We start from the raw sequence: 26,434 nt of genomic DNA, 5'->3' as shown, positions 1-26,434 counted from the left end.
GGATTTATGCGAAAAGGTCCTTTAAAATAAAGAATTTTTGACTTTGTTTTTGAATGCACATAAGAGTTGAAAAAGATTTTCAATTCAATTAAAATGGAATTTAGAGGTGTTATTTATTTTGAAGGAACAGTTGAAGTATCAACTTTAAAGCGAGTTGTGCTAGTTGTTTTAAAAAAATAAAAAGAAGAGAGGCGGAGAAAAAAATGAAGAATTTTTCATTAATGAAACGTTTTCTAAAAAAAAACCTGCAAAACCAAGATTTTTTTCTTTTCAAAGTCCCGATTTAGTGTTAGACTAGACAAGTTGATAGTTGTCTTCATAAGTTTTCAATGCGTTTTCACTTTGGATTTTGCAGAAACTTATGAAAAGTTCCCAAGTAGCTTACTAGATGTAGCTTGAAGCGAACTGTTTTACACTTAGAAGTGGATAGCGAATCAGTATAGCATTGAAATAACTCTTAAAGAGTCTCGGAGGAAAATATTTATGAAAAGAAGAACTGACATTAGAAACGTTGCAATCATTGCCCACGTTGACCATGGTAAAACGACTCTAGTGGATGAATTGTTAAAACAATCAGAAACATTAGATTCACACAATGAATTAGCAGAAAGAGCAATGGATTCTGGTGATATTGAAAAAGAACGTGGTATCACAATTTTAGCTAAAAACACGGCTGTTGATTATAAAGGCACTCGCATTAACATTATGGATACACCTGGTCACGCGGATTTCGGTGGCGAAGTTGAACGTATCATGAAAATGGTTGATGGAGTTGTTTTAGTTGTTGATGCTTACGAAGGTACAATGCCGCAAACGCGTTTTGTATTGAAAAAAGCCTTAGAACAAAAATTAACACCGATTGTTGTTGTAAATAAAATTGACCGTGATGCAGCTCGTCCTGCAGAAGTTGTTGATGAAGTATTAGAATTATTTATTGAATTAGGTGCAGATGATGATCAATTAGAGTTCCCAGTTATTTACGCTTCAGCGATGAATGGAACTTCAAGCATGTCTGACGATAAAAATGATCAAGAAGCAACAATGGATAATGTTTTTGATACAATTATCGAAGCTATTCCAGCTCCTATTGATAATAGTGACGAACCGTTACAATTCCAAGTATCATTGTTAGACTACAATGACTATGTTGGACGTATCGGAATCGGCCGTGTTTTCCGTGGGAAAATTAAAGTTGGCGATAACGTAACATTAACAAAATTAGATGGATCAACTAAAAATTTCCGTGTAACAAAATTATTTGGTTTCTTCGGACTTTCTCGTGTTGAAATTAATGAAGCTATTGCTGGTGATTTAATCGCAGTATCTGGTATGGAAGATATCTTTGTTGGAGAAACAGTAACACCTGTTGATCATCAAGATCCATTACCAGTTTTACACATTGATGAACCAACTTTACAAATGACTTTCTTAGTAAATAACTCTCCATTCGCAGGACGCGAAGGTAAATGGGTAACATCTCGTAAAATTGAAGAACGTTTAATGTCTCAATTGCACACAGATGTGTCTTTACGTGTTGAAAGTACAGGTTCTCCTGATGCTTGGATCGTATCTGGTCGTGGCGAATTACATTTGTCAATCTTAATTGAAAATATGCGTCGTGAAGGTTATGAATTACAAGTATCACGTCCATCTGTTATCTTGAAACAATTTGATGGAAAAGTTTGTGAGCCTTTTGAATTAGTTCAAATTGACACTCCAGAAGAATATATGGGATCAATCATTGAATCATTAAGCCAACGTAAAGGCGAAATGCAAGATATGCAAAATAACGGAAATGGACAAGTTCGTTTAACGTTCCTTGCTCCTGCTCGTGGATTGATTGGTTACTCAACTGAGTTCCTTTCAATGACTCGTGGTTACGGTATTATGAACCATACATTCGATCAATATTTACCGTTAGCTGCTGGTAAAATTGGCGGACGTCGTAATGGTGCATTAGTTTCAACTGAAACTGGTAAAACAACGACTTACGGAATTATGGGTGTTGAAGACCGTGGAACAATCTTTATCGAACCAGGTGTTGAAATTTATGAAGGAATGATTGTTGGAGAAAACTCTCGTGAAAATGATATTACAGTTAATATCACTAAAGCGAAACAAATGACCAACGTTCGTTCAGCGAATAAAGATCAAACAAATGTCATCAAACGTCCTCGTACGTTATCTCTAGAAGAATCATTAGAATTCTTAGGAGACGATGAGTACTGTGAAGTAACACCAGAAAGCATTCGTTTGCGTAAACAAGTATTAAATAAAAACGAACGTGAAAAATCTGCTAAGAAAAAACGTTTAGCAACTGAATAATAAATAGTTGAAAAACAGTTAAAGCCAATTGAGGTTTTAGCTGTTTTTTTATTTGTATTAGATTGATTAAGCGTAGGATGAGATAAAATAATGGAAACATTGGAATAGAAAGGAACGAGTCATTTAGATTGTATTTATTTAATTTGAATTGGAAGTGAGTCGTATAATTTAAATTAATTAATGAAAAATTGAGAGAATTTATGCTTTCTGTGTTATTATATAGTATATATATTTATGCTATAATAGAATAGAATGAATAGAGGAGGAGAACCCAATTATGAATGAATTTGTTCAAAAACAGACAGCATTAGATATCTTAATGGCAGATGCTGAAAAAATTTATAATTTAATTAATAGTCAAAAGCAACATCTATGTTTGGCACAATGTCCAGCTTTTGAAGAAGTTGTTGATACTCAAATGTATGGCTTTTCTAAAGAGGTTGACTATGCAGTTAAAATAGGTGTTCTAACAGATACAGAAGGTCATCGCGTTTTAAGCGATTTAGAGAAAAATTTAAACGATGTCTATACTGAAATGTATGATGAAAAGAAAGAACAAGTATAAGAAATAAGGGAGGCAAGGCTATTTAAGCTAGCCGAATCAATGAAAAAATTAAAAAATATTGATTATTATATCTTTATCCCTTACATTGTACTGTCAGTTTTTGGGGTTCTTATGGTTTATAGTGCAAGTAGTTTTGCAGCAACCATTGCGCCGATTAATGCGGCACCAGACACTTTTTTTAAACAACAAGGCGTCTTTGTTTTATTAGGCTTTTTTGTTACGATGTTCGTTTTACTTTTTAAATATGAACTTTTCAAATCAAAGCGATTAATGATGTCCGCAGTGATGGTTATTTTAGTGATGCTATTATACCTTTTTTTCTTTGGAAAAGAGTTGAATGGAGCCGCAGGATGGCTAAGGATTGCAGGGATTAGTGTGCAGCCAGCCGAATATGCTAAGATTGTCATTATTTGGTATTTTGCTTTTATTTTTTCTAAGAAACAAAAAGGAATTGTTCATGAATTTAGGAAAACAATCACTCCACCGGTGACGATCTTTTTGATTTTCTTAGCTTTAATTATTATGCAGCCAGATATTGGTGGAGCTGGAATTATCTTGGTAATCGGTGTGGTCATGATTTTTGCTAGTGGGGTTTCTGCTTCTTTAGGGATATCATTAGGAATTGCAGGCATGGCCTTAATTTATGGGATTTTAGAACTTGTAAAGGTTTATGGCACGAAGCTCTTTTTTTTACAAGAGTATCAATATGATCGTTTTCTGGCTTTTTGGGACCCTTTTTCAGTTTCTGACACAGCGGGCACACAGTTAATTAATTCATACTATGCGCTAAGTCGAGGTGGCTTATTCGGGGTTGGGATTGGACAGAGTGTTCAAAAAACGGGTTATTTGCCAGAACCGTTTACCGATTTTATTATTTCTATTTTAGGCGAAGAGTTAGGCCTGGTCGGGGTACTCGTAGTCGTTTCGATTTTTGTTTTTTTGATTTTAAGAATTTATCTAATTGGTATTCGGGCAAAAGATGCTTTTGGCTCGTTACTATGTATTGGGATTGCAACAATGTTATTAGTCCAAGGATTTATCAATTTAGGCGGTGTAATTGGGCTTTTACCGATTACGGGAGTAACATTCCCTTTTATAAGTTACGGAGGCTCTAGTACGCTTGTATTGACGATTTCGATTGGTTTAGTGCTAAACGTTAGTGCTACTGAGAAAATAAATCAACAAAAAAGAATAGCTGAAAAAAGAAATTAGAAAACAATTAGAGAAATTGATGTTAACTGATGCAAGAATTGTGTATAATGAAAAATAAGCAGAAAAGGACTTCAGCTTGATGAGGTCTTTTTTTTCTATAAAACAGAATAGACTAATGAAATAAACATTAATAATTAGAGGAGTGGGGATCATGAAAAAGATATTAGTAGCTAATCGTGGGGAAATTGCGATTCGAATTTTTAGAGCCTGTACAGAGTTACACATTGATACAGTTGCTGTTTATGCGCAAGAAGACGCGGGTTCTGTGCATCGTTTTAAAGCAGATGAAGCTTATTTGGTGGGAAAAGGAAAGAAACCAATTGAAGCCTACTTAGATATTGAAGACATGATCCGGATTGCAAAATATGCGGGAGCGGATGCGATTCATCCTGGTTATGGTTTTCTATCTGAAAATTTGACCTTTGCTCGTCGTTGTCAAGAAGAAGGGATTATTTTTATTGGTCCTAGCTTGCATCATTTAGATATCTTTGGAGATAAAATTAAAGCAAAAGAAGCGGCTGTTGCAGCCGGTATTCAATCGATTCCTGGTACAAATGGACCTGTAAATAGTTTAGACGAGGTTCTTGAATTTGGAGAAACTCATGGGTATCCAATTATGGTAAAAGCGGCGCTTGGTGGCGGAGGACGTGGCATGCGTGTTGCGGCATCCAAAGCGGAGGCGAAAGATAGTTATGAACGTGCTAAAAGTGAGGCTAAAGCAGCTTTTGGTAGTGATGAAGTTTATGTTGAACGCTATATTTCTAGCCCCAAACATATTGAAGTGCAGATTTTAGGCGATACTCATGGAAATGTACTCCATTTATTTGAGAGAGATTGTTCTGTGCAGCGTCGTCATCAAAAGGTTGTAGAAGTAGCTCCATGTGTGTCTATTTCAACAGAGTTACGCCATGAAATGTGTGACGCAGCTGTTCAATTAATGAAGCATGTAGGCTATATAAATGCTGGGACAGTAGAATTTTTATTAGAGGATGACCGTTTTTATTTTATTGAGGTAAATCCACGTGTTCAAGTAGAGCATACAATTACTGAAATGATTACAGGTATTGATATTGTTCAATCACAAATTAAAATTGCGATGGGAATGGATTTATTTAAAGACATGCATTTGCCACAGCAAAAAGATTTGCATATGATTGGTGCAGCTATTCAATGTCGAATTACAACCGAAGATCCAATGAATAACTTTTTACCAGATACAGGTAAAATTGATACGTATCGTTCACCAGGTGGTTTTGGGATTCGTTTAGATGCGGGTAATGGTTTCCAAGGAAGCGTAGTTTCGCCATTTTTCGATTCGTTGCTAGTTAAAGTTTGTGTGCAAGGAATGACGTTTGATGATGCTGTGAAAAAAATGGATCGTTCGTTGAAAGAATTTAGAATTCGTGGCGTTAAAACGAATATTCCGTTTATGCAAAATGTTATTTCACATCCAATCTTTTTATCAGGTAATGCCAAAACAACTTTTATTGATACATCTCCAGAGTTATTTATTTTCCCTAAAACACGAGATCGTGGCAATAAAACAATGAAATATATTGGCAATATAACGGTCAATGGTTTCCCTGGTATCGAAAAAGGCGAGAAAAAATTCTTAGAGGCAGCGCGAGTACCAAGTAAATTAATTTTACCGAATGAACCATATGTAAGTGCTAAAAATATTTTAGATAGCCAAGGGGCAGACGCCGTTGTTGAATGGGTAAAAAATCAAAACCAAGTTCTTTTAACGGATACAACCTTTAGAGATGCTCACCAAAGTTTATTAGCGACACGTGTGAGAACACAAGATTTTGTGAATATTGCTGAGGAAACACAAAAAGGTATTCCGCAATTATTCTCAGAAGAAATATGGGGTGGAGCAACCTTCGATGTAGCTTATCGTTTCTTAAACGAAGATCCATGGGAAAGATTAAGAAAATTACGCCGTCGGATGCCAAATACGTTATTCCAAATGCTATTTAGAGGGTCGAATGCCGTTGGATACCAAAATTATCCGGACAATGTTATTGTTGAATTTATTCAGCAAGCAGCAACTAATGGAATTGACGTTTTCCGTATATTTGATAGCTTAAACTGGATTCCACAAATGGAAAAAAGTATTCAAGCAGTTCGTGATACTGGAAAAATTGCTGAAGCGGCAATTTGTTATACCGGAGATATTAATGATCCTAAACGAGCGAAATATACAGTGGACTATTACAAAGAAATGGCATTGGAGCTGGAACGTCAAGGAGCCCATATCATTGCCTTGAAAGACATGGCGGGTTTATTAATGCCACAAGCTGCTTATCGCTTAATCAGTGAACTGAAAGCAACTGTGGATGTGCCAATTCATTTGCATACTCATGACACAAGTGGGAATGGTATCTTCACATACGCCTCAGCAGTTAAAGCGGGTGTCGATATTGTCGATGTTGCAATGAGTGCAATTAGTGGAGCGACTAGTCAGCCAAGTATGAGTAGTTTATATTATGCCTTAGTTAATGGTGATCGGACACCTGATATTGAGATTAAAAATGTCCAACAATTAAACCATTACTGGGAAGATGTACGTGGTTTTTATACAGATTTTGAAAATGGAATTAGTGCACCACAAACAGAAGTTTATCAACATGAAATGCCTGGTGGTCAGTATTCTAATCTGCAACAACAAGCAAAAGCTGTTGGGCTAGGTGAGAAGTGGGAAGAAGTTAAACAGATGTATTCAACTGTAAACCAAATGTTTGGCGATGTAGTCAAAGTAACGCCTTCTTCTAAAGTTGTTGGAGATATGGCCTTATTTATGATTCAGAATGGTTTAAGTGAAGCAGATGTTTATGAAAAAGGTGCTTCAATTGATTTCCCAGATTCTGTTATTGGTTTCTTTAGAGGCGATTTAGGTCAACCTGTTGGCGGATTCCCTGAGAAATTACAAAAAATAATCTTAAAAGACAAAAAAGCAATCACTGTTCGTCCTGGTTCATTAGCTAAATCGGTCGATTTTGCAGCTGTGAAAAAAGAATTAGCTGAAAAAATGGGAGAAGAGCCCACTCATGAAGATGTGCTGAGTTACATTATGTACCCTCAAGTATTCTTAGAGTATTGCAAAATGCATGATCAATATGGAGATGTGACCTTACTTGATACGCCAACATTCTTCCATGGAATGCGTCACGGTGAATCTGTGGAAGTTCGAATTGAAAAAGGTAAAACGTTGATTATTAAATTAATCGAAGTAGGCGAACCTGATTCTGAAGGGAATCGTATTTTGTACTTCGAGTTAAATGGTCAAGGGCGTGAAGTTGTGATTAAAGATATTAGTATTAAAGGGACAGCTACTTTACGCAGAAAAGCTGAGCCAACGAATAAAGAGCAAGTTGGAGCAACGATGCCAGGTTCTGTTTTGGAAGTATTAGTAGAAAAAGGCGAGCGTGTTAAAGCAGGGCAACCGATTTTAATCACTGAAGCTATGAAGATGGAAACAACAATTCAAGCTAACTTTGAGGGGATTGTCGATCAAATTTATGTTCAAAATGAAGATATTATTGAAACAGGCGATTTATTGATTGAAATTAAACCTAGATAAATGCGATAATAGGGGTACGCTTTAGAAATGAGGATTGAAAAGAGTATGAAAACTTTTTTAAGAGCTATTCCCCTATTTATTGTTTTAATGATTATATTTTATGCTACACCTATTTTACAATCAAAAGATAATCCCAAAGTTCCTGCTAATACACATGAAACAGGACAAGAAATGGATAAACCTAAAACGGGCATGGTGCAAGAAACAATTCCAGCAACTGGTTTTGCTGCTTATATTCACCAACCAGTTTCTAAAATAACTGAAAAATATGGTGAACCTACAAGAAAAGATCCAACGGCTTATGGATTTGAATGGTGGATTTATAATCAACAAGATCGTAATTATTTGCAAGTAGGTGTGAATAATGGACAAGTTGTAACTGTTTTTGCTTTAGGTAAAGAATTGACGGTAGAACCATTTGAAATTGGTATGAACATTGATGATATCTATCAAGTAACAACACTTTATCCTAATTTTGAGATAAATTTTAATGAAGATGTTTATCAAATTGAACTTTCTGAGGCAGATATGAATTATCATCCTTTGGTTGCTTTTGATAATGGAACTTTTGCAATGCTAATGTTAGATCAAGTGTCAAATGAAATTCTTGGTGTTCGTTATTTAGATGCGGATGTATTACTCCATCTCAATGTCTATGAAGTAGCGTCAATGACGCCTATTTCTACTATTATTAACGAACAACTTGATTGGGAATTAGTCAATCAAGCAAATGAAAAACAAACGCTTGAAATGATTAACGTACTTCGAAGACGAAATCAGCTAAATAGCTTAATTGAAAATGTAGAATTAACTAAATTAGCTACATCTGTTTTTACGACGTATAATTCGCGAACAGACGAAGAAATTCAATCCAAAGGTTTAAGTAATAAACAAATTTCTGAAGTTGTGACTAAAGATTCTAGTGGAGCAAAAGATAGTGATAGTTTATATTTAAATCATACATCTGACGCTACATGGGTCATGAGTTATTGGTTCAGTTTAGAAACCCAACGTGAACTCTTAATGAATAAAAAGCTTAGAAATAGTGGGATTCGTTATCAAAATCAAGAAGTAATCCTATTATTAGACTCCCTTGACAAACTCTAATACTTCTCTGTATACTAAAAATAGAATGAGTATCAGATGTTTTTCTACAGACTATCGATAGTTGAACTAAATTTGATTATAGATGAAAGAAGGTTTCCTATGATTGTTACAGAAGATTACCTTGATATGGAGACAGAGGCATTTGCTTTAGTTCAAAGTATTATGGAAAGTGATATCGGGCAAAATTATTGTGCTGCTAAAATTGCTTTAGAACAAGATGAAGCTGCACAAGCTAAAATTCATGCTTTTAATCAAGCTAAAAAAGCTTTTGAAGAAATTGAAGTTTACGGTAAATTTGCACCAGATTTTAAAGAAAAAAATCGTGAAGTTCGTCGTTTAAAACGTGAAATGGATGTTGATGAGTTCGTTTATCAGTATCGATTAGTTGAAACAGATTTACAAACCATTTTAGATGAAGTCAGTTTAACGCTAGCAAGAGCGGTGTCAGATACAATAAAAGTACCAGCTGGGAATCCATTTTTTGCAACAGGAGCAAGTGGTTGTGGAACTGGTGGAGGTTGCGGTTGTGGATAGGATGGTGAGCACAAAATGGAGTTAATTTTAAATGAACGACAAGGGATTATTGTCTGGGTATATAGTTTGCGGCATTTAAAAACACTAAAACGTTTTGGGCTTATCCATTACGTGTCGAAGCGCATGAAATATGTTGTCATTTATGTTGATAAGTCTGAAGTAGAAACGACAGAAAAAAAACTAAATGGGCTTCATTTCGTACGAAAAGTTGATCTTTCTATGAGACCAGAAATCAATATGGATTTTGGTGATCGGATTGGAAAAGCTAAAAATCGTAAAGAAGTTGAAGATGCAGAAGAAATTGCGATGATTGAGGGAGCTACTCAATTAAAGTTAAAAGAAATGGTTTAATTATGAAAAGTGACTGTGACAGTGTTCACAGTTACTTTTTTTGTTTAAAATTGTGAAATTTATATGATGAATGATGGATTTTTTTAGCAATTAAAGTAAAAAAACTAAATAAGTAGAAAATTTTCTGTTAAAATGAATAATAAAGAAAAAATATGTAAAAAGAAGGAGCTAGTTATGCGCGTTATTTCAGGTGAATATGGTGGTAGAAAAATAAAGGCTGTCCCAGGAACTAATACCCGTCCAACAACTGATAAAATTAAAGAATCAATTTTTAATATTATTGGTCCTTATTTTGATGGTGGTGTTTGCTTAGATTTATTTGCAGGAAGTGGTGGATTAGCGATTGAAGCTGTATCTCGTGGTTTTGATAAAGCGATTTTAATTGATAAAGAAATTCTTGCAATCAAAACAATTAAAGAAAATATTGAAATGACGAAAGAGCCTGAGAAATTTCAACTTTATCGAAATGAAGCGAATCGTGCTTTAGATGCTTTAAGTAGACAAAATCAAGCCTTTGATTTGATTTTTATGGACCCTCCTTATATGAAACAAGAAATTGAAAAACAACTTACCCAAATTATGGATAAACATTTATTAAACTCAAATGGAAAAATCATTTGTGAAGTTGATAAGAAAACGGATTTACCTGATAAGGTTGCAGGCTTGGTAGCAACACGTAGAGAAAGTTATGGAATGACAAAGATTGTTATTTATCAATTAGATGAAAAGAGTGAAGAAGATGAGTAAAAAAGCGCTATTTCCTGGTAGTTTTGATCCATTAACTAATGGTCATGTTGATACTATTCAGCGAGCTGCAAAGCTTTTTGATGAGGTTATTATTGCTGTTTTAACGAATACTTCTAAAGTATCTTTATTTAATTCGAATGAAAAAATTGACTTGATTGAAAAATCATTACAACACATTGAAAATGTTCAGGTTATTTCTCATGTTGGAGGATTGACGATTGATTTAGCTAAGGACTTGGAAATTACTGCCATGATACGTGGTATGCGAAATACTTTAGATTTTGAATATGAAACGAATATTGCCTTAATGAATAAACAATTAAATGAAGAGATTGAAACGGTTATTTTATTGGCTGATGAGAAGTATCGTTTTCTCAGTTCAAGTTTAATTAAAGAAGTAGCCCGTTTTGGTGGCGATATTTCTGCATTTGTTCCTAAAGTAGTAAATGAAGCCATTAAAGAAAAATACAAAAAATTAAATTAGCAGAAAAGAGTGGAAATGATGACTAATAAACCAAAAAAAACAAAATATATCCTCCCGATTATTGCTATTTTAATTGTTTTAGGCTTAGTTGTACCCATTCCGTATTTTATTGAATCTCCTGGATCGGCGGTTCATTTGAATGAACTTATCAGCGTTGATAATCAAAAAGATAAAGAAGATGGTAGTTTTATGTTAACGACTGTTGGTGTTCGGCAAGCAACAGCCTTTACCTATTTTATGCGCTTTTTACCCTTTCATGAAGGACTAACTAAAAAAGAACTTTATGGTGATGTCAGCTCAAATAAGGAGTTCAATCAAGTACAAGACTATTATATGACAAGTTCGGTGAACGCTGCTATTGAGCTAGCTTATCGAACAGCAGGCGCTGAATATAAAACACATTATAAAGGTGTTTATGTGATGTCGATTCTGGATGAATCAAAATTCAAAGGGAAATTAGAAGTTGGGGATACAATTGTTTCTCTAGATGGGCACTCATTCAAAAGTTCAGAAGAGTTTATTGACTATGTAAAATCTAAAAAAGTTGGGGAAGAAATTGATGTAGTTGTCAATCGGAATGGGTCAGAAAAAAAAGTTTCGGCTCCATTAATGAAAATGGATACGGATAAAAAAGCCGGATTAGGAATTAGTTTGGTAAATGACACAACGATCACAACTACAATTCCTGTTGATGTAAATACAGAAGAAATTGGTGGGCCGTCTGCTGGGTTAATGTTTAGTTTAGAGATTTATACTCAATTAAAAGGAATTAATTTACGAGATGGACGTCAAATTGCTGGTACAGGGACGATTTCACCAGATGGAACGGTTGGACGAATTGGTGGAATTGATAAAAAAGTGGTAGCAGCAGATAAAGAAGGAGCGACTATTTTCTTTGCACCAGATGATGAGATTGATCCGGCTATTAAAAAGAAATATCCGGAATTAAAAACGAATTATGAAGAAGCTAAAGCAGCTGCAAAAAAAATTGGTACGAAAATGAAAATTGTCCCTGTAAAAACTTTCCAAGATGCAGTGGATTATTTAGAAAAATAAAGGAAAAAACATTCTGGCATAATCGCTAGAATGTTTTTTTATTTTAAAAATTAAAAATTGAATTTATGCATACTTTCTTTGTGAAGGTTAAAAAAAGGAGGTTGGTGGTATGGAAAAAATACAACAAGTAAAAACATGGATGTTGGATCATTTGTTCGCACTCAAGATTGCCTTAGGGGTACTTGGCATAGGGTTAATATTTTCAAGTTTAGTATTTGCAAGAAGCTCAGCTGTTTCTGAGGAGATACCTAGTTTAGCAGTTGATTCAACACTCTTCAACGAAGATAGTAGTGAAGAAAAAAGCAGGAAAGAAGATGTTGAAGTTCCTGATGAGAAGATGGTTGTAGATGTGAAAGGGTCTGTTTTGAATCCAGGAGTTTATTCTGTAAAAGCGGAGATGCGTTTGATAGATGCAATTGAATTGGCAGGTGGTTTTTTGACTGAAGCAGATTCTGTAGGTTTAAATCTTTCTTTACGTTTACAAGATCAGATGGTTATTTATGTCCCATTAATTGGAGAAGAACCAAAATTTGAAGAAGTAGACCGTGAAGAAAATGTAAAACAGAAAGATCAGAACTCTGAAGTTGAGGCCAAGTTAAATATAAATCAGGCCGAGGCAAATGAACTCCAAACTTTAACAGGAATTGGTGCCAAAAAAGCCCAGATGATTGTAGAGTATCGGCAAGAAAATGGTTCTTTTCAAAGTATTGAAGATTTAAAAAAGATATCAGGTATTGGTGAAAAAATATTTGAAGGCTTAAAAGAGCAAATTACAGTGGGCTAACTAGTAATTGAAAAAGCGTTGCAACTTAATTCTAGCTTTTGTATACTTAAAGAAATTAAAATTAGTATTTACTTGTTTTATGAGTATAAATGTTTAGAATTAAAAATTAGGTAAATCAATTTGATAAATTAGTGGAGGGTAAATGATGAAAAGGATTCCGTGGGATCAATATTTTATGGCTCAAAGTTTATTGCTGTCTTTACGAAGCACATGTACAAGATTAACGGTTGGCGCGACGATTGTGCGCGATAAAAGAATTATTGCAGGAGGGTACAATGGTTCCGTTACTGGAGATCTCCATTGTATTGATGAAGGGTGTTATATTGTAGATGGTCATTGTTTAAGGACGATTCATGCTGAAATGAATGCTATTTTACAATGTGCAAAGTTTGGTGTAGGAACAGAAAATGCAGAAATTTATGTAACGCACTTTCCTTGTTTACAATGTACAAAAATGATTTTACAAGCTGGGATTAAAAAAATTCATTATTTAGAGGACTATCACAATGACCCTTACGCGATAAAATTAATTGAACAAGCCCACGTTCAATGTCAAAAAGTCACACTCTCAAATGAGTATTTTGCACAATTAGATTTTGGCAATGGGAAAAACAACTTAGAATAAATGCGTAATTTCTGGATTTTTCCAGCTCTTTTAAGTTTGAGTAGTGTTCTTATTTTTTTTACGAATGCCCATTTTATTTCTGTGCTAGTTGTCCTGTTTGGTATTAGCAGAATAGTTTGCATTGGGATTCCCAAAGTAATAGTGACAAGTTTTATTATAATGGGATTCACAGTTTTGTTCACGTCTCGTTTTATTATGACAAACCAAACAGACTTAGCAGGAAATGAGCAAGAGTTTGTTGTTGAAGTTAATCCAACACAAAGTAAGGTTGATGGGGATCAACTACAATTTTATGGAACAGTTTTAAAAAAGAAAAAATATGGAAAAGTAAAAAAAGAGAAAATTGTTGGGTTTTACCAATTAAAAAACGAAAAAGAACAGATTTTCTGGAAAAAAAACCAAAATTTTATTGAGCTAACAGCTAAAGGAAGTTTAGAACAACCAGAAAATAATCGGAATTTCGCTCAATTTAATTATCGAAAGTTTTTAAAGAGAGAAACTATTGATTGGGTATTGAAAATAAACAAGTTTGAAAAAGTTGAGAAAAAAAAGATTGCTATATGGCAAATTCCTAAAATAGTTGATTTGTTAAGGAAGAAATTACTTTTACATATAGAATCCTATCCAATTGATAAAGTGGGAGAATTTACTGGAGCATTACTATTTGGCAATAGCAACCAATTAGAGGAGACGACGCGTCTAAATTTTTCTAAATTAGGTTTGATTCATTTACTAAGCATTTCTGGTGTTCATGTACAGTATTTAGTTACGGTTTTTAGGCGCCTCTTTAGACGTTTCAAGCTATCTAAAGAGTTAACGGACGAAGCACTACTTTTGATGTTGCCTTTATATGGAGCGTTAGCTGGTGGTCAAACAAGTATTTTTAGAGCAGTTAGTATGCGGTGGCTACCTATTTTAGGCGAGAAAATAAAATTACAATGCAGTTCTTTGGATGCATGGAGCCTGACCTTAATTATCAGCCTTTGGCTAAAACCAACTCAGATTTTTTCTGTGGGTTTTCAGTTAAGCTATTTATTAACCCTTTTTTTATTATTATTCCCACTTAATTTAATCGATTTCTTGAAGCACGATGTGATGAAATCTCTTTTTATTTCATCTATGATGTTGCTGATGTCAATTCCCATTCTGGCGTATCATTTTTATGAGTTTTCTTGGGCAACGGTTATAGCTACGAGCCTATTTACATTTATCTTTATTTACGGATTACTTCCCATTTTATTAGCTCTGCTCATTGCTTCTATATTCTGGTTAAATCAGCCTTTTTTTCAGTTTTTAGTGGAGATTGTGGGTATATTAATTAGTTGGATCGAGAGCTTTCTTCAAAAAATAAATTCAATTGGAAGCTTTATGATTACAACAGGGCGACCAAAATTCATCTTCATTTTTTTATTTTTTAGCTGTATTCTTATTTTTATTATGCAGTTAGAAAAACGAAAACACCGATTTCTTAGTTTGGTTACACTCTGTGTCAGTTTGGGTTGTCTAATTTTCAGCACACGTTTTGATTCTTCTTTAAAGGTAGTTGTCTTGGATGTGGGGCAGGGTGATTCAATTTTAATTAAAGATCGTTTTGGCAAAGGTGCATACTTGATTGATACAGGTGGTGCATTAACCTTTGAAAAAAAGAAGTGGGCAAAAAAGAAAAAAAATACGAGTATTGCGCAAAATAAATTGATTCCAGCCTTAAAGGCAGAAGGTATTAGCTATTTGAATGGGGTTTTTATTAGCCACGGGCATGTTGATCATATGGGTGCTCTGGCTGAGTTGTCTGAAAGTATACCAATCAAAGAGATTAGTTATGCGACAGGATCAGAAACGAAACCTGCTTTTCGAAAAGCGCTAAAAAAGTTAAAAAAGGCTGGAACTCGTTTAAATAGTCTGCTAGCTCCAGAAGAATGGTCTATTTCTAGTGATATAAAATTAAAAGCGTTGTATCCTTCTGAAGTAGGGCAAGGTGACAATCGAGATTCATTGACTTTATATGCTGAAATTGGGCAAATTAGTTGGTTATTTACAGGTGATTTAGATAGTGAAGGAGAACTGAAGTTGCTCCAAAAATACCCAAAGGCAAAGGTGAATGTATTAAAAGTAGGTCATCATGGGAGTTCAACGTCATCAAGCTCAATTTTTTTAAAGACTATAGATGCCAAAGTAGGATTGATTTCTGCTGGTCTCGATAATCAATTTCAGCATCCAAGGCCAGAAACAATTAGTCGCTTAAAAGAACAAAATATGATTATTTTTCGCACAGATTTAGATGGTGCGATTTATTATACTGAACCACTAACAGGGCAAGGTAGCTTTAAAAGGATTATGGAAAAATAATGGTGTAAAAATATCTATCTTTCACTTGTCATTAGTAGCTATTCTCATGTATGATTGAGATAGAAAATGAAAGTGGTGGAAATAATGAATTATACAGCTGAAATGGCAAAAATCACTAAAGGTCAATTTTCTCCGGTTTACTTATTTTTGGGAACGGAGTCTTATTTAGCTGATTCTGCCAAGCAGACACTTATTCAAGCAACTTTAGCTGAAGATGAACGCGATTTAAATTTTGGTATATACGATATGGAAGAAGTTCCAGTGGGAGTTGCGTTAGATGATGCTGAGTCTGTACCTTTTTTTGGGGATAAACGATTAGTTATCATGGATCGTCCCAATTTTTTCACTGCTGAAAAAAGTAAACAAAAAATTGATCATGATTTAGTTTGGTTGGAAAATTATTTGAAAAATCCGCCAGATTTTACTATTTTAGCTTTTTTTGCTCCTTATGAAAAATTAGACGAACGAAAAAAAATTACGAAACTTTTAAAAAAAACAGCTACAGTTATAGAGGTCAACACCTTATCTGAAAAAGAAGTTCGTCATTTTCTGAAAGATACAATTGCCAATGAGGGCTATACAATGACTCCAGAAGCTTTTGAGCTTTTTATCCAATTGACGGATGCGAAACTTTCGACTGCAATGTCAGAATTGCCAAAATTGCTTTTATTTAGCTCTGATACAAAACAAATTACCAAATCTGCTGTAAATGACTTAGTTGCAAAATCACTTGAGCAAAATATTTTTGCCTTAGTTGAATATGTATTGAAAAGACAAACGGCAAACGCATTAAGTTTATATCAAGATTTGCTTTTACAAAAAGAAGATCCAATTAAAATAAATGCTATTTTGATGACGCAATTTAGGTTGCTTTTGCAAGTTAAGTTTTTGGAGAAAAAAGGCTATCAGCAAGGAGACAGTGCGGGTATGTTAAAAGTTCATCCTTATCGAGTAAAATTAGCCATTCAACAAGCTCGAAAATTTAGCGAAAAAGTATTAATCTCAGCTTTTGAAGGTTTGGTAGATGCTGAATATCGCTTGAAGACAGGGCAAGGGGATAAAGAAATGCAATTTGAGTTGTTTGTTTTGCAATTTGCTGCAGTTAAATAACTTAAAAAAATCGAACTAGTTTGGAGAACGAATGAGATTTTAAAAACTTATTTTTACTTTAGTAGCAGTGGCTTAAAAGCTAAATTTTAAGCAAATTCTCTTTTTAATACGAAATATTTTGACTACTGGATTGAAATGCTTTAAGCTTAGTGAGGATAACAACAACAATTCAGCTTTCTTTGCCTATCAAGTAAAAAAACTTTACACTTTATATTGCAATGAAGGCCGTCATTATGTATAATAGTTGATGTTGGAAACAACTGGAATGTACCACATTTTATGTTGTAAATAATTGAAAGTGGGGTGAATCATTTGCCAAATATCGAATCTGCAATCAAACGTGTACGCGTAAACGAAAAAGCAGCTTTACAAAATAACGCTCAAAAGAGTGCTATGCGTACTGCTATTAAAAAATTCGAACAAGCTGTAGAAGCTGGTTCTGAAAACGTTGCATCATTACACAAAGAAGCAATCAAAGCTGTTGACATGGCAGCAACAAAAGGATTGATTCATAGAAATAAAGCTAACCGTGACAAATCTCGTTTAACTGCTAAATTAGCTAAATAATAAGAGTTGGAACGCTCATTCTGAAAAGATGAGCGCTTTATTTTTTTCTAAAACCTGAAAACAAATGATCTTCATTTGTTTTCAGGTTTTTTGTAGCTACATATGAAAAGAAGAGTATAATGAACTTTGATTTACAGAACAAACGTTCCGTGCTAGAATAAGGATATAACTATTGAAAAGTAGGTCATTTAAATAAAATGAAAAGAAGTGATTAAATGGATAGTATTGGAGTTATTGGTGCAGGGCAAATGGGCGGAGCTTTATTAAAAGGTTTGATTAAGTCTGGTTTTAGTTCATCAGATTCAGTTTTTGTTAGTGGTGGAAGTGGTAGAACCGCTGCTATATTACAAAAAGAATTACACTATAATTTATGCCAATCCAATTCTGAGGTTGCTAAAAAAGTAGATGTTTTAATCTTGGCTGTGACACCTCAAATCATGCCAACTGTTTTAAATGAAATCAAGGAAGCTATTATGCCTGATACACTGCTGATTTCATTGGCTGCGGGGATGGAATTTAGTGAGTACACTAAACTATTGAATGAAAAAATAAAACTCGTTCGCGCGATTCCTAATACGCCTGTATCGATTCAAGCTGGAATGACAGCTGTGAGTTACAACGACCAGATCGGTAGCAGTGAACGCGATAAGACAGAAGCTCTTTTTCAAGCAGTTGGTGAAGTTGTGGAAGTTAGCGAAGCACAATTAAATAGTGCGGGTACAGTTTCTGGTTGCTCCCCGGCCTTTATTGCTATTTTTATTGAAGCTTTAGCTGATGGTGGTGTTTTAAATGGACTTTCAAGAAAACAGGCTTACTTATTAGCAGAACAAGCTATTTTGGGAACAGCTAAATTAGCATTATTGTCTGGAGATCATCCTGGAATAGTGAAGGATGATGTTTGTTCACCTGGTGGTTCCACAATTAAGGGTGTTGTGGCTTTAGAACAGTTCGGCTTTCGCAATGCAGTTATTCAAGCAATTGATGCGGCAACTAAGAACTAATTGGATTACAAGTTTAATTTGGATGGAAAGTGGTGAAAGCAGTGGTGAAAGATACATTCGATTTAGTATCAAAATATCAACCTAATGGGGATCAGCCTGAGGCGATTCGTCAGTTAGTCAAGGGAATTAATGAGGGACGAAAGGAACAAACACTTTTGGGAGCGACGGGGACTGGTAAAACATTTACAGTCTCAAACGTCATTCAACAAGTCAATAAACCTACCTTAGTTATCGCTCATAATAAAACATTAGCTGGGCAATTATATGGAGAATTTAAAGAGTTCTTCCCTAATAATGCTGTTGAATATTTTGTTAGTTATTATGATTATTATCAACCAGAAGCATATGTCCCTTCTAGTGATACGTATATTGAAAAGGAATCAAGTGTCAACGATGAAATCGATAAACTACGACATTCAGCCACAAGTTCATTAATTGAGCGACGTGATGTAATTGTTGTAGCTTCAGTTTCCTGTATTTATGGCTTGGTTAACCCTTTAGATTATAAAGAGCATGTCCTTTCAATTCGGCAAGGCGCAGAAATGGAACGCAATGAATTACTACGCCGCCTAGTCGAGATGCAATTTGAGCGCAATGATATTGATTTTCAACGAGGTCGTTTTAGAGTTCGTGGCGATGTGGTTGAAATATTTTTAGCTTCAAGGGATAGTGAAGCGATTCGTGTAGAGTTTTTTGGTGATGAAATTGAACGGATTCGTGAAATTGATGTACTAACGGGTGAGATTAAAGCAGATGTTGAGCATGTACCTATTTTTCCCGCGACTCATTTTATTGCAAATGCGGATAAGACTCGTGAAGCCGTTAATAATATTAAAGCAGAACTTGAAGCTCGTTTAAAGGTTTTACGCGGGGAAGATAAGCTAGTAGAAGCACAACGTTTAGAACAAAGAACGAACTATGATATGGAAATGATGCTAGAAATGGGCTATTGTTCTGGTATTGAAAACTATTCTAGACAAATGGATGGTCGTAAGGCTGGAGAGCCACCATATACATTGTTAGACTTCTTTCCTGATGATTCAATGATTGTGATAGATGAGTCACATATTACGATGTCGCAAATCAGAGGAATGTACAATGGTGACCAAGCTCGTAAACAACGTTTGGTTGATTATGGATTCCGTTTACCAAGTGCATTAGATAATCGTCCATTACGTTTAGAAGAGTTTGAAGAACATGTGAATCAAATTATGTATATTTCAGCAACACCTGGTCCTTATGAACTTGAGCGAACTCCAGAAGTTGTTCAGCAAATTATTCGTCCAACTGGTTTGTTGGATCCTATTATTGAAGTTCGACCAATTCATGGTCAAATTGATGATTTGATTGGAGAGATAAATGCACGATCAGAACGAAATGAGCGTGTCTTTATTACCACACTAACTAAAAAAATGTCAGAAGACTTAACAAACTATTTGAAAGAAGTTGGGATTAAAGTTAAGTATCTCCATAGTGATATTAAGACTCTTGAACGAACCGAAATCATTCGTGATTTACGCTTAGGAGAATTTGATGTTCTGATAGGGATCAATTTATTACGTGAGGGAATCGATGTTCCCGAAGTCTCCTTAGTGGCTATTTTAGATGCAGATAAAGAAGGCTTTTTACGTAGTGAGCGTTCATTGGTTCAAACGATTGGACGAGCTGCTAGAAATTCAAACGGAAAAGTAATTATGTATGCAGATAAAATGACGGATTCAATGAAAGCTGCGATTGATGAAACGGGTCGTCGTCGGGCTACTCAAGAAGCCTACAACAAAGAACATGGGATTGTACCGCAAACGATTATTAAAGAAGTTCGTGATTTAATTTCGATTACTAAAGCTGTAGATGACTCAAATGATTACGATTCAGCTGCAGAAATGATTAATGATTTGACGCAAGCAGAGCGTAAAGAATTGATTGTGAAAATGGAAATGGAAATGCGTGCTGCTGCAAAAGAGCTTGATTTTGAAAAAGCAGCAAACTTAAGAGATATTGTCTTAGAGTTGAAAGCTAAGTAACTTTTATTCATCCACTAGAGTTGAGAAATAACTTGTACAAACATAATCCATTAAGTAGTTTGAGGGGAAACTCTCAAACTACTTTTTTTATTGTAGAATAAAATAATCATACCTTTAGAAAATCCTCTATTTTTATCTACTAGGCTAAACAGTCCACTGATGTACAACTTGATTGTGCTGAAGTTGGTCTTTTTTTGTTTTAAGGGAGAACGTATAGTTAGGGTAGTTCAAAAATAAAACGTTTTCAAAAGGGGTTTGATTAAATGGCAAATATTAATGAAGTAACAAGAGAATCTTGGATTTTAGCAACATTTCCAGAGTGGGGTACGTATTTAAATGAGGAAATTGAAGCAACTGTAGTTAAAGCTAATACATTTGCAATGTGGTGGTTAGGATGTACAGGAATTTGGCTAAAGTCAGACAAAAGTACAAATATTTTATGTGATTTATGGTGTGGAACAGGTAAACAAAGTCATGGAAATGGAAAAATGAAAAAAGGTCATCAAATGATGCGAATGAGTGGTTGTGAAAATATGCAACCTAACTTGAGGACTCAGCCATTTGTAATCGATCCATTTGCCATTACAAATTTAGATGCTCTAGTAGTTACTCATATTCACTCAGATCATGTTGATATTAACACGGCTGCCGCTGTGCTTCAAAATTGCGATGCCTCAGTGCCTTTTATAGGACCACAAGGAGTTGTTGATATTTGGATGGAATGGGGTGTTCCAAAAGAGCGTTGTATTGTTGTAAAACCAGGGGATGTTATTAAAGTGAAAGATATTACGATTACAGCATTAGAAGCTTTTGATCGGACAGCTTTAATTACGGCTGCAGAGGATGTTGTTTTGAAAGGGCAACTGCCACAGGATATGGATGAAATTGCCGTTAATTATTTATTTGATACGTCCGGCGGTTCTTTGTATCATGCTGGAGATTCTCATTATTCAAACCAATTTGCGAAACATGGCAATCAGTATAAAATCGATGTTGCCTTAGGAGCGTATGGTGAAAACCCAAGAGGAATTACAGACAAAGTTACTTCTGTTGATATGCTGAGAATGGCGGAATCTTTAAATGCTAAAGTTGTGATACCCGTTCATTATGACATTTGGGCAAATTTTCAAGCAGATCCAAAAGAAATTTCTATGCTCTGGGAATCGAAAAAAGATCGATTACAATATGGTTTTAAACCTTATATTTGGCAAGTTGGCGGAAAGTTTGTTTATCCAGATGATAAGGATAAACGTGAATTTAATTATTATCGAGGATTTGATGATGTCTTTACTGTAGAAAACGACGTGCCATTTCCATCATTTTTATAAAATAAATTTCTATACAAAGTAAATTTGGGAGGCTGAGGAATTTTTGTCCTAGTCTCATAGAGAAGGATAAAAAGAAAAAGGAGCTGGAAAAATGGACATATTCTTACGTATCTTTGAGTGGTTCGCAAATAATATTCTACAAAAACCTGAATTTTTTATTGGTATTATTGTTTTTGTTGGATATGTACTTTTGAAAAAACCGTTACATGAATGTTTTGCAGGATTCATAAAAGCAACTGTCGGTTATATGATTTTAAATGTTGGGGCAGGTGGTCTAGTAACAACGTTTCGTCCGATTTTAGCTGGATTAAATGACCGTTTTAATCTAGATGCCGCAGTCATTGATCCTTATTTTGGGCTAAATGCAGTCAATGCAGCATTAGAAAATCTCGGCATTTCATTATCATGGACGATGATTTCACTTTTAATCGGTTTTTCGTTAAATATTGTGTTAGTTTTATTTCGAAAAATCACTAAATTGAGAACTTTGTTTATAACTGGTCATATCATGGTTCAGCAGTCAACAACGGTTACTTGGATTATTTTCTTTCTATTTCCTCAGTACCGCAATTTAACCGGGGGGATTATGGTGGGAATCCTAGTTGGGCTCTACTGGGCAGTATCCTCTAATCTAACTGTTGGGCCAACGCAACGTTTGACGGGGAATGCTGGTTTTGCCATTGGACACCAACAGATGTTTGCGGTTTGGTTAACCGATAAAGTTGCTGGTAAATTAGGTGATCCAGAAAAGAATTTGGATACAATCAAAATGCCTAAGTGGTTATCTATTTTTCATGACAATATTGTCGCTACGGGTACTTTAATGATGCTTTTTTTCGGAGTGATTATGACCATTTTAGGAGAAGATTATTTACGGGAAATTAATCCAGCTTTTACTCCAACAACTTCATTTTTAATGTATATTATTTCGCAATCCTTATTCTTTGCTGTCTATTTAGCAATTTTAATGCAAGGCGTGCGTATGTTTGTGGCGGAGTTAACCAACAGTTTCCAAGGAATTTCAAATCGCATTTTACCTGGCTCATTGCCGGCAGTTGATTGTGCAGCAACGTATAATTTTGCGCCACCTAATGCAGTTTTGTTTGGATTTATTTTTGGAGCATTAGGTCAATTTATTACAATCTTTGCTTTAATTATTTTTAAATCGCCGGTGCTGATCATTACAGGGTTTGTACCAGTATTCTTTGATAATGCAACGATTGCAGTCTTTGCAAACAAGCGTGGTGGTATCCGCGCAGCCATGATTTGTTCCTTTGTATCAGGTGTTTTACAGGTGTCCATCAGTGCTTTTGCTGTCATGTTCTTTGGGTTATATAAATACGGTGGTTGGCATGGAAATATTGATTTCGAACTGTTTTGGCCATGGGCTGGCGTTATTATGAAATATCTAGGCGTTATTGGATTTGCTTTAGTATGTGTCTTCTTTTTAGCAATTCCACAATTACAATATCGTTTTTCTAAGAATAAATCGGCCTACAACGAAGGTCTAGAGTAAACAAATAAAAATAAAGAAGCGGAGATGAGCGTATGTTAAAAGTATTAGCAGCATGTGGCAATGGAATGGGTTCAAGTATGGTCATTAAAATGAAAATTGAAAAGGCTTTAAAAGAATTAGCTGTAACGGATTATAAAGTCGATTATTGTAGTGTTGGAGAAGCGAAATCACAAGCAAATGGTTATGATATTGTTGTGGCTTCACAGCATTTGATTCATGAGCTAGACGGTCGTACGAAAGGGACTTTACTTGGTTTAGATAATTTAATGGATGATAATGAAATTAAAACCAAATTGGCTCCGCTAGTTTAACGATACTTTTTTAAATCAACTATTTAGCTAGTAAATGATACTAGATTTATAGAGAAAAGAGGACAATTATGCTTTCTTTAAAACAATCATTAATTGAGAATCACTCAATAAAATTAGGTGAATCTGCTGAAACATGGCAGGAAGCAATTGCTGTGGCTGCGGAGCCTTTAATTGCTAGTGGTGCGGTTGAACGAGATTATCCAACTGCCATCATTGCTTCAACAGAAAAGTTTGGTCCTTATTATATTTTAATGCCGGGTATGGCCATGCCTCATGCTAGACCAGAAGATGGAGTGAAGCGGGATGCCTTTAGTTTAGTTGTTTTGAAAAATCCAGTTGTTTTTTCGGATGGGAAAGAAGTTTCAGTACTCATTACATTGGCAGCAACTTCTAGTAATATTCATACAGGCATTGCTATTCCACAAATTGTAGCTGTTTTTGAATTACCAAATATTATTCAACGTTTAGAACAAGCATCAGAGGTTAATGAGATATTAAGCATTATTGATGAGGCGGATATGAGCGCCTACTTAAATGAATAGAAAGAGGGATAAAATCAATGGGAAGACCTAATTTACAAATTGCTTTAGATAATTCTAGTTTGAGTTCAGCTTTACAATCCATTTCTTTAGCAGGTCCAATTGTCGATATTGTCGAGGCAGGTACGATACTTTGCCTTCAATCAGGAATGGAAGCTGTCCGTTGTTTACGAGCTTTATATCCTGATAAATTGATTGTGGCAGATACAAAATGTGCAGATGCTGGAGGGACGGTTGCTAAGAATTGTAGCGATGCGGGAGCAGATTGGATGACAGTTATTTGTTGTGCCACACTTGCTACGATGGAAGCGGCAATGAAAGAAGTCAAAGAATTACAAGTTGAATTGTATGGCGATTGGACATTTGAACAAGCAAAAGATTGGTACAGAATTGGAATTAGACAAGTCATCTATCATCAAAGTCGTGATGCCTTATTGGCCGGGGATACATGGGGTGAAAAAGATTTAGAAAAATTGCGCCGATTAATCGATATGGGTTTTAAGGTATCTGTAACGGGAGGCTTAACAAAAGAGTCGTTGCCCTTATTTAAAGAATTAGATGTCTATACTTTTATTACTGGTCGCGGTATTACAGCAGCACCTGATCCAGCTCTAGCTGCAAGTGAATTTAAGGCGGAAATTAAACGAATATGGGGGTGATTTAATGAATACTTTAGGTATTTATGAAAAAGCCCTACCTAAAAATATCAGTTGGGAAGAGCGACTACAACTGGCGAAGTCATTAGGTTTTGATTTTGTGGAAATGTCAATTGATGAAACGGATGAACGATTAGCTAGGCTAGATTGGTCAAAAAATAGTCGGAATGAAGTCAGCCAAGCAATTGTTAAAACTGGGGTTACGATTCAATCACTATGCTTAAGTGGACATAGACGTTACCCATTAGGTTCAGTTGATCCTGTTATTCGTGAAAAAGGGCTGGAGATTATGGCAAAAGCAATTGATTTAGCCTCTGATTTAGGTATTCGAGTCATTCAATTAGCTGGTTATGATGTCTATTATGAGAAAAAATCAGTAGCAACACGAAGTTTTTTTATTGAAAATTTAGAAAAATCAGTTGCTTTAGCTGCTAGAAAGCAAATAACCTTAGCAATTGAAATAATGGATGATTCTTTTATGTCGTCTATCACCAAATACAAACGTATCAAAAAACAAATTCCTTCACCGTGGCTACAAGTCTATCCTGATTTAGGTAATTTATCGGCATGGTCGGAAAATGATCCTGGTTATGAACTGGAACTTGGTAAGGGAGCCATCGTTGCCACTCATTTAAAAGATACGCTAGCTGTTACGGATAATTTTTCAGGGAAATTTAAAGGCGTTCCTTTTGGCGAAGGATGCGTTGATTTCTTGGGATGCCTTAAGACAATGAAGTCTTTTTCTTATAATGGACCCTTTTTAATTGAAATGTGGTCCGAAGAGAGTTCGGATTTTAAGGAGGAAATCAAGGCTGCTAAGGCTTTTCTACTGCCAATATTAAAGGAGGCGGGTTTTAATTATGAATACTAAAGCTAAAATTATTAAAGAAATGCAAAAAAATGTTTATGAAGCCAATCTATTTTTACCCAAAGCAGGGTTGGTTAAATTAACGTGGGGCAATGTTAGTCAGATTAATCGCGACTTAGGACTGATTGTGATTAAGCCAAGTGGTGTACCGTATGAAAAAATGCAAGAAGCGGACATGGTTGTAACTGATTTAAGTGGTAAGGTTTTACAAGGCGAGTTAAACCCCTCTTCTGATATACCGACTCATTGTGTCTTGTATCAAAAATTTCCAGAAATTGGAGCAGTAGTTCACACTCATTCGAAATGGGCCGTTTGTTGGGCACAAGCAGGCCGAGGAATTTCAGCATATGGAACGACCCATGCAGATACTTTTTATGGTACGGTACCTTGCACTCGAGATTTGACACAAACAGAGGTTGAAGTGGATTATGAGGTTGAAACAGGTAAGGTAATTGTTGAAACTTTTAATGAAAAAAAATTAGATCCTTTAGCTATTCCAGCTGTTATTGTAAAAGGTCATGGTCCTTTTACTTGGGGAGATACTCCTCAAAAAGCTGTTGAAAATAGTTTGATTTTAGAAGAGGTAGCAGAAATGGCTTTACATTCAGAAGAATTAGCTTCAGCCACAGAATGTTTATTGCCAGGTTATTTGTTAGATAAACATTATTTTAGAAAGCATGGATCAGCTGCTTATTATGGTCAATTTTAGCTATTTAAGCAACTAGTTGTTTTTGGTAAACTGAGGTAAGAGATAAGGTTCATTTATCTCTTACCTTTTTGATAAGGATATTGATA

Annotated in this window: 24 protein-coding genes; all 24 read left to right on the top strand. The window is 35.1% G+C overall.

Annotated features, from left to right (window positions below):
- Window positions 1-483 precede the first annotated feature (483 nt).
- A complete protein-coding gene (gene typA, locus BR77_RS04270; RefSeq protein WP_010054793.1) occupies window positions 484-2,325 on the top strand; it encodes a translational GTPase TypA in 1,842 nt (613 codons plus the stop codon).
- Window positions 2,326-2,602: 277 nt separating this feature from the next.
- Entirely contained in the window at window positions 2,603-2,890 is a 288-nt protein-coding gene (locus BR77_RS04265; RefSeq protein WP_010054794.1) for an Fpa/YlaN family protein, read from the top strand.
- Window positions 2,891-2,929: 39 nt separating this feature from the next.
- Window positions 2,930-4,102 (top strand): FtsW/RodA/SpoVE family cell cycle protein, encoded by a 1,173-nt coding sequence (locus BR77_RS04260; RefSeq protein WP_051926659.1) that lies wholly within the window; start codon window positions 2,930-2,932, stop codon window positions 4,100-4,102.
- Between the two features lie 151 nt (window positions 4,103-4,253).
- Window positions 4,254-7,685, top strand: coding sequence for a pyruvate carboxylase (locus BR77_RS04255; RefSeq protein ID WP_035064043.1), 3,432 nt, complete (start codon window positions 4,254-4,256; stop codon window positions 7,683-7,685).
- A gap of 45 nt (window positions 7,686-7,730) precedes the next feature.
- The gene (locus BR77_RS04250) at window positions 7,731-8,792 is read left to right on the top strand and encodes a CAP-associated domain-containing protein (protein WP_158380499.1); all 1,062 of its coding nucleotides are present in this window, start codon (window positions 7,731-7,733) and stop codon (window positions 8,790-8,792) included.
- Between the two features lie 99 nt (window positions 8,793-8,891).
- Entirely contained in the window at window positions 8,892-9,326 is a 435-nt protein-coding gene (locus tag BR77_RS04245; protein ID WP_010054801.1) for a YlbF/YmcA family competence regulator, read from the top strand.
- Window positions 9,327-9,341: 15 nt separating this feature from the next.
- Window positions 9,342-9,677, top strand: a complete 336-nt coding sequence (locus tag BR77_RS04240) for a YlbG family protein (protein ID WP_010054802.1) — start codon at window positions 9,342-9,344, stop codon at window positions 9,675-9,677.
- Window positions 9,678-9,809: 132 nt separating this feature from the next.
- Window positions 9,810-10,424, top strand: a complete 615-nt coding sequence (gene rsmD / locus BR77_RS04235; RefSeq protein WP_080639140.1) for a 16S rRNA (guanine(966)-N(2))-methyltransferase RsmD — start codon at window positions 9,810-9,812, stop codon at window positions 10,422-10,424.
- Window positions 10,417-10,908, top strand: a complete 492-nt coding sequence (gene coaD / locus BR77_RS04230) for a pantetheine-phosphate adenylyltransferase (protein WP_010054805.1) — start codon at window positions 10,417-10,419, stop codon at window positions 10,906-10,908. Before rsmD ends, coaD begins: the two co-directional genes overlap by 8 nt.
- Before the next feature lie 18 nt (window positions 10,909-10,926).
- A complete protein-coding gene (locus BR77_RS04225) occupies window positions 10,927-11,964 on the top strand; it encodes a SepM family pheromone-processing serine protease (RefSeq protein WP_119906446.1) in 1,038 nt (345 codons plus the stop codon).
- A gap of 109 nt (window positions 11,965-12,073) precedes the next feature.
- Window positions 12,074-12,748, top strand: a complete 675-nt coding sequence (locus tag BR77_RS04220) for a helix-hairpin-helix domain-containing protein (RefSeq protein WP_015076151.1) — start codon at window positions 12,074-12,076, stop codon at window positions 12,746-12,748.
- A 145-nt stretch (window positions 12,749-12,893) separates the two neighbouring features.
- Window positions 12,894-13,373, top strand: coding sequence for a ComE operon protein 2 (locus tag BR77_RS04215; RefSeq protein WP_035064036.1), 480 nt, complete (start codon window positions 12,894-12,896; stop codon window positions 13,371-13,373).
- A 195-nt stretch (window positions 13,374-13,568) separates the two neighbouring features.
- Entirely contained in the window at window positions 13,569-15,719 is a 2,151-nt protein-coding gene (locus BR77_RS04210) for a DNA internalization-related competence protein ComEC/Rec2 (RefSeq protein ID WP_185751407.1), read from the top strand.
- Window positions 15,720-15,803: 84 nt separating this feature from the next.
- On the top strand, window positions 15,804-16,829 hold the full coding sequence (holA, locus tag BR77_RS04205; protein ID WP_080732533.1) for a DNA polymerase III subunit delta: 1,026 nt from the start codon (window positions 15,804-15,806) through the stop codon (window positions 16,827-16,829).
- Window positions 16,830-17,141: 312 nt separating this feature from the next.
- Window positions 17,142-17,396 carry a 30S ribosomal protein S20 gene (rpsT, locus tag BR77_RS04200; protein ID WP_010054139.1) on the top strand — a complete coding sequence of 85 codons (255 nt, stop codon included), beginning with the start codon at window positions 17,142-17,144 and terminating at the stop codon, window positions 17,394-17,396.
- Window positions 17,397-17,611: 215 nt separating this feature from the next.
- Window positions 17,612-18,397, top strand: coding sequence for a pyrroline-5-carboxylate reductase (gene proC, locus BR77_RS04195; RefSeq protein WP_015076158.1), 786 nt, complete (start codon window positions 17,612-17,614; stop codon window positions 18,395-18,397).
- 29 nt (window positions 18,398-18,426) lie between these two features.
- Entirely contained in the window at window positions 18,427-20,421 is a 1,995-nt protein-coding gene (gene uvrB / locus BR77_RS04190) for an excinuclease ABC subunit UvrB (RefSeq protein WP_376711896.1), read from the top strand.
- 263 nt (window positions 20,422-20,684) lie between these two features.
- Window positions 20,685-21,749 carry an L-ascorbate 6-phosphate lactonase gene (gene ulaG, locus BR77_RS04185; RefSeq protein WP_010054143.1) on the top strand — a complete coding sequence of 355 codons (1,065 nt, stop codon included), beginning with the start codon at window positions 20,685-20,687 and terminating at the stop codon, window positions 21,747-21,749.
- Between the two features lie 91 nt (window positions 21,750-21,840).
- Window positions 21,841-23,265 carry a PTS ascorbate transporter subunit IIC gene (locus BR77_RS04180; RefSeq protein ID WP_015076160.1) on the top strand — a complete coding sequence of 475 codons (1,425 nt, stop codon included), beginning with the start codon at window positions 21,841-21,843 and terminating at the stop codon, window positions 23,263-23,265.
- A gap of 32 nt (window positions 23,266-23,297) precedes the next feature.
- Window positions 23,298-23,576: a PTS sugar transporter subunit IIB gene (locus BR77_RS04175; protein ID WP_010054147.1), complete on the top strand. Its 279-nt coding sequence runs from the start codon at window positions 23,298-23,300 to the stop codon at window positions 23,574-23,576.
- Window positions 23,577-23,644: 68 nt separating this feature from the next.
- Window positions 23,645-24,118 carry a PTS sugar transporter subunit IIA gene (locus BR77_RS04170; protein ID WP_015076161.1) on the top strand — a complete coding sequence of 158 codons (474 nt, stop codon included), beginning with the start codon at window positions 23,645-23,647 and terminating at the stop codon, window positions 24,116-24,118.
- A 17-nt stretch (window positions 24,119-24,135) separates the two neighbouring features.
- On the top strand, window positions 24,136-24,774 hold the full coding sequence (locus BR77_RS04165; protein WP_015076162.1) for a 3-keto-L-gulonate-6-phosphate decarboxylase UlaD: 639 nt from the start codon (window positions 24,136-24,138) through the stop codon (window positions 24,772-24,774).
- 4 nt (window positions 24,775-24,778) lie between these two features.
- Window positions 24,779-25,642 (top strand): L-ribulose-5-phosphate 3-epimerase, encoded by an 864-nt coding sequence (locus BR77_RS04160; RefSeq protein ID WP_015076163.1) that lies wholly within the window; start codon window positions 24,779-24,781, stop codon window positions 25,640-25,642.
- Window positions 25,632-26,348, top strand: a complete 717-nt coding sequence (locus BR77_RS04155; protein WP_015076164.1) for an L-ribulose-5-phosphate 4-epimerase — start codon at window positions 25,632-25,634, stop codon at window positions 26,346-26,348. Before BR77_RS04160 ends, BR77_RS04155 begins: the two co-directional genes overlap by 11 nt.
- Window positions 26,349-26,434: the final 86 nt, after the last annotated feature.

This window comes from Carnobacterium maltaromaticum DSM 20342 (assembly GCF_000744945.1).
Classification (GTDB): domain Bacteria; phylum Bacillota; class Bacilli; order Lactobacillales; family Carnobacteriaceae; genus Carnobacterium; species Carnobacterium maltaromaticum.
This window is presented reverse-complemented; position numbering and strand designations above follow the sequence as displayed.

Excerpts from the sequence above, each read along its gene's own strand:
- holA (WP_080732533.1), top strand. The coding sequence starts at position 15,804 with ATGAATTATACAGCTGAAATGGCAAAAATCACTAAAGGTCAATTTTCT.
- ulaG (WP_010054143.1), top strand. The coding sequence starts at position 20,685 with ATGGCAAATATTAATGAAGTAACAAGAGAATCTTGGATTTTAGCAACA.
- BR77_RS04170 (WP_015076161.1), top strand. The coding sequence starts at position 23,645 with ATGCTTTCTTTAAAACAATCATTAATTGAGAATCACTCAATAAAATTA.
- rsmD (WP_080639140.1), top strand. The coding sequence starts at position 9,810 with ATGAATAATAAAGAAAAAATATGTAAAAAGAAGGAGCTAGTTATGCGC.
- BR77_RS04250 (WP_158380499.1), top strand. The coding sequence starts at position 7,731 with ATGAAAACTTTTTTAAGAGCTATTCCCCTATTTATTGTTTTAATGATT.
- BR77_RS04210 (WP_185751407.1), top strand. The coding sequence starts at position 13,569 with ATGACAAACCAAACAGACTTAGCAGGAAATGAGCAAGAGTTTGTTGTT.
- BR77_RS04265 (WP_010054794.1), top strand. The coding sequence starts at position 2,603 with ATGAATGAATTTGTTCAAAAACAGACAGCATTAGATATCTTAATGGCA.
- proC (WP_015076158.1), top strand. The coding sequence starts at position 17,612 with ATGGATAGTATTGGAGTTATTGGTGCAGGGCAAATGGGCGGAGCTTTA.
- coaD (WP_010054805.1), top strand. The coding sequence starts at position 10,417 with ATGAGTAAAAAAGCGCTATTTCCTGGTAGTTTTGATCCATTAACTAAT.
- BR77_RS04165 (WP_015076162.1), top strand. The coding sequence starts at position 24,136 with ATGGGAAGACCTAATTTACAAATTGCTTTAGATAATTCTAGTTTGAGT.
- BR77_RS04220 (WP_015076151.1), top strand. The coding sequence starts at position 12,074 with ATGGAAAAAATACAACAAGTAAAAACATGGATGTTGGATCATTTGTTC.
- BR77_RS04175 (WP_010054147.1), top strand. The coding sequence starts at position 23,298 with ATGTTAAAAGTATTAGCAGCATGTGGCAATGGAATGGGTTCAAGTATG.
- BR77_RS04215 (WP_035064036.1), top strand. The coding sequence starts at position 12,894 with ATGAAAAGGATTCCGTGGGATCAATATTTTATGGCTCAAAGTTTATTG.
- BR77_RS04155 (WP_015076164.1), top strand. The coding sequence starts at position 25,632 with ATGAATACTAAAGCTAAAATTATTAAAGAAATGCAAAAAAATGTTTAT.
- BR77_RS04255 (WP_035064043.1), top strand. The coding sequence starts at position 4,254 with ATGAAAAAGATATTAGTAGCTAATCGTGGGGAAATTGCGATTCGAATT.
- BR77_RS04180 (WP_015076160.1), top strand. The coding sequence starts at position 21,841 with ATGGACATATTCTTACGTATCTTTGAGTGGTTCGCAAATAATATTCTA.
- BR77_RS04225 (WP_119906446.1), top strand. The coding sequence starts at position 10,927 with ATGACTAATAAACCAAAAAAAACAAAATATATCCTCCCGATTATTGCT.
- BR77_RS04245 (WP_010054801.1), top strand. The coding sequence starts at position 8,892 with ATGATTGTTACAGAAGATTACCTTGATATGGAGACAGAGGCATTTGCT.
- BR77_RS04240 (WP_010054802.1), top strand. The coding sequence starts at position 9,342 with ATGGAGTTAATTTTAAATGAACGACAAGGGATTATTGTCTGGGTATAT.
- BR77_RS04160 (WP_015076163.1), top strand. The coding sequence starts at position 24,779 with ATGAATACTTTAGGTATTTATGAAAAAGCCCTACCTAAAAATATCAGT.
- typA (WP_010054793.1), top strand. The coding sequence starts at position 484 with ATGAAAAGAAGAACTGACATTAGAAACGTTGCAATCATTGCCCACGTT.
- BR77_RS04260 (WP_051926659.1), top strand. The coding sequence starts at position 2,930 with ATGAAAAAATTAAAAAATATTGATTATTATATCTTTATCCCTTACATT.